This is a genomic window from Arthrobacter agilis, from assembly GCF_002953615.1.
Classification (GTDB): Bacteria; Actinomycetota; Actinomycetes; order Actinomycetales; family Micrococcaceae; genus Arthrobacter_D; species Arthrobacter_D agilis_B.
This window is the reverse complement of record NZ_CP024915.1, coordinates 3,242,779-3,246,663: the sequence shown is the minus strand read 5'-3', so window position 1 is coordinate 3,246,663 and position 3,885 is coordinate 3,242,779. Positions and strand designations below refer to the sequence as shown.

Below are 3,885 nucleotides of genomic sequence, written 5' to 3'. Positions count from 1 at the left end.
TGACCCACCCCACCCCGGTGGGCGGACCGAGAAGCGGGGAAGGCTATCATGAGATCGCACTCGTACACCGACGTCCGTGGACGATGAACCCGAATACTAGGAGAATGTTTGATTGACCAGGCTGCCATAGCCGGGCCGACGAGACGCGCTCGGCCCGGCAACCCGCAGCGGCGCGACATCCAGGCACTCCGCGCGCTGGCCGTTGCCCTCGTCGTCGCGAACCACCTCTGGCCGGGCCTCATCGCCGGCGGGTATGTCGGCGTCGACGTCTTCTTCGTCATCTCCGGCTATCTGATCACCAAGCACCTGCTCGGTGAACTCGGGCGGACGAACCGGATCCGGCTGGGGCAGTTCTATGCGCGGCGGGCGAAGCGGTTGCTGCCCGCCGCACTGGTCGTGGCCCTGCTGTCCCTCCTGGTGGCAACGGTCTACCTGCCCGCCGACAGGCTGCTGTCCATCGGGCGGGAGACCATCGCCGCCACCCTCTACGTGGAGAACTGGTCCCTCGCAGCGCAGTCCGTGGACTATTCGGCACAGAACAACCAGGCATCCACCGTCCAGCACTACTGGTCGCTGTCCGTCGAGGAGCAGTTCTACCTGGTCTGGCCGCTCCTCCTCCTCGGCGTGTACCTCCTGGCGGCCAGGCTTCGCTCCCCGCGGGCTTTCCTGCTGACCGTACTCGCTGCAGTCGGCGCGGCCTCGTTCTTGTTCTCGATCTTCCTCACCTACACCAGCAGGAGCGAAGCATACTTCGTGACGCCCACCCGGGTGTGGGAGTTCGCCGTCGGCGGTCTCATCGCCGCCACCTCCTCCGCCTGGTTCGGCGACCCCCGGTATCCGGCACGCATCCGGCTCGCAGGTCTCGCCCAGTGGGCGGGGCTGGGTCTCATCGTCGCGTCCGCGCTGGTCTTCGACGAGTCGACCTACTTCCCGGGATACCTCGCGGCTGTACCCGTGGTCGGTACGGCGCTGGTCATCGCCTCGGGCCCGCAGTCCCCGCTCTGGTCACCCAACACCTTGCTGGGCGTCTCCGCCGTCCAGACGCTGGGGAACATCTCCTACTCCCTCTATCTCTGGCACTGGCCCGTCATCATCCTGCTGCCGTCGATCATCGACCGTCCGCTGGGTACCCTCGACCTCCTCGGGGCGCTCCTGCTGTCCCTGGTCCTGGCCGGACTGACGAAGAAGTACGTCGAGGACCCGGGACGATCCCGCCTGCTGCCACAGGCGTCACCGCGGAAGATCCTCGGTGTCACGTTGGTCGCGTCACTGACGGTCACGGCGATCTGCGCCGCATCGATCGTCGCCGCCACCGTCACCCAGGCAGCGGAAGCAGAGCGCCTCGACGCCCTGTCCGGGGGCGAATGCTTCGGCGCGAAGAGCCTGTTCGCCACCGCGTGCCAGGATCCCTTCGGGCCCCCAGAGGTGACGAACGTCGGCGAGGGAGAAGCTCCCTGGTTCGACGACGCGCAATGCGGCACAGCTCCCGATCCGATCGTCGTGGGCGACCAGAAGCTCCTGACGCTGTGCGACTTCTCGGACGGACAGGAGGATCACGAGACCGTCTGGCTGATCGGCGATTCCCATGCGGAGCAGTGGAAGGCGGCGATACTCCCCCTCGCCCGCGAGAACAACTGGACGGTCAACATCAGCCTCGTCGGCGGTTGCCCGTACCTCGACGTGAAGCGCGCCGCATTCATGGGCGCCGAGACCGACACCAAGGTGCAGCGTCGGTGCCTGCAATGGAGTGCCGCCGTCTCCGATCGTGTCCTCGCCACGTCGCCGGACCTCGTGTTCCTCTCCTCGTTCTCCGTCGGTGAGGAGATCGAGGACGGCACCGGCCGCGCGCAGGCGGACCAGTACCGGGACGCCTTCGCGGACCGGGTGGGCCCCTGGGCTGCCCAGGGCACTGAGGTCTACGTCATCAGGGACACCCCCCTGACCCTGGAGCGCTCGACGCCGGAGTGCCTGGCCCGCAACGAGGAATCACCGCTCGACTGCGCGAACGAGAAGACGCGCGCCCTGCCGGACGATCCGGCCGCAGAGGCAGCCCGCTCGCTCGAGCAGGCGAACGTCCGTGTCCTCGACCTCTCCGACCAGTTCTGCCCCGACGACACGTGCTACGCGGCCATCGGCGGCCTCCATGTCTACTTCGACAAGGACCACGTGGCGCGGAGCTACATCCGTTCGCTGATCCCGGAGTTCGCCGAGCGGTTCAAAGCGGCCGGGTCCTAAGGCGTACCGCCGGACCGGAGGAGCAACGGCGCCGAATCAGGAGTGCGACGCCGCCAGGAGTACGGCGCCGCCAGGAGTGCGGCGGCGTCCGGTCCTGAGGGGTTGCGCCGGGTCAGGATCCCGACGGCGTCCGGTCCTGAGGGGTTGCGCCGGGTCAGGATCCCGACGGCGTCCGGTCCGGGTTCCGCCGGGACCGCAGGAGGAACAGCGCCGCCAGGAGGGCTCCGACGACGGCCACCTCGAGGATGCCGGCCGGAAAGCTGAACGGGACGAGACCGAGCAGGAGCACGACGACCACCTGGCCTCCGATACCGCCGAGGAAGAGCGGAAGGGGCACGCTCCTGCCCGCGGGTGTCCCTCGGACGATTCCGTACGTCAGCAGGCCGAGGCACACGAACCCGAGCACCTGGGCCATCGCGACCACCACGACGTCGGCCTGCGACGCGGGCCAATAGGCGAGGAGCGCGATGACCACCAGGATGCCGGGCGTCACGACGGCGAGGCGCCTGGTCCCGTTGGCGATGTACAGCAGGTTGGAGGTCACGAGGAACAGCGCGTACCCGGTGGACACCAGCGGGAGGGTGACCGCGATCGGCCAGACCAGCTCGGGCTCGGTCGACAGGATCGACGACCCCACTGCCGCTCCGGACGAGGCGAGCAGCCCCACCCCCACCGACCAGGCCACGGCCTCGATGGACACGCGCCGGGTCACGTCGACCAGTCCGCCGCTGCCGGCGGACATCATGCGCGTCGACCACGCGTTGTTCAGCGCGTTCAGGATCGTGATCGGCCCCAACGCGAAGATGAGGACGGCTCCGAACCGGCCTGCCGCCTCCACGGTGGCGGCGAACGCCAGGATCAGCACGGACCCCTGCGTGAGCAGCATGAGCGCACCCGTGTGCGGCAGCAGCGGCACCGCGATCCGGACCGATTCACCGCTCGAACCGGCGACTCGCCACGGCAGGCGCGGCCGAGCCAGGACGAGCGCAGCGGCACCCGTGGCGACGACCGCGAGGGTGTAGGCGCCCAGATAGACCTCCGCGGTGGGCGCGATGAGGATCAGGCCCACGAGGCCCAGCAGGTTCGCCAGGACGGACGAGCCGATGCTCAGGAGCACGAAACGCCCGGGCCTGTTCTGTGCCCTGAGCACAGCCTGCGCGCCCAGCACGGAACCGAGCACCCCGACGCTGATCACCGAGAGCACCGTGCTCGAGGCGGCACCAGTCGCACCCAGGGCACCGAGGCCGAGGAGGCAGAGCACGACGACGGCAGCCAGGGCGGCGGAGGCGACGGCCATGAAGCCGTACATGGCCCGGGACCGGTCCTGTCCCCGCTCCCGGGCGAACCAGATGTTCGTGATCGCCAGCGGAAGGCCCGCCGAGATCAGGACGACCAGCACCTGGATCGTCACCACCGATGTGGAGACGATCCCCCACTGCCGGTCGTCGAGGATCCGGATCGCGAAGGGCTGGATGAGCAGCAACCCCAGCCCCTGGAGCAGCGACCCGACGAGGTACCACGTGCCGGAGACGGTCGGGCGGGCCTGCGCAGGCTGCGGTGATGCGGACCCGCTGGGCATCGCTATCTGGTGAGGGCGTGGGCGGTCAGCTTGCGCATGCCACCCCACATCCGGCGCCGGGCCACCTGCGG

General features: G+C 69.0%; 2 protein-coding genes. One reads left to right on the top strand and one right to left on the bottom strand.

Translation table 11 applies throughout. The features are described from left to right. Nucleotides 1–108: 108 nt before the first annotated feature. Nucleotides 109–2,235 (top strand): acyltransferase family protein, encoded by a 2,127-nt coding sequence (locus CVO76_RS15905; RefSeq protein ID WP_208740083.1) that lies wholly within the window; start codon nucleotides 109–111, stop codon nucleotides 2,233–2,235. 154 nt (nucleotides 2,236–2,389) lie between these two features. Here CVO76_RS15905 and CVO76_RS15900 read toward each other — a convergent pair whose 3' ends face one another. Continuing rightward, a complete protein-coding gene (locus tag CVO76_RS15900; RefSeq protein WP_208740082.1) occupies nucleotides 2,390–3,814 on the bottom strand; it encodes a lipopolysaccharide biosynthesis protein in 1,425 nt (474 codons plus the stop codon). Between the last annotated feature and the right edge of the window lie 71 nt (nucleotides 3,815–3,885).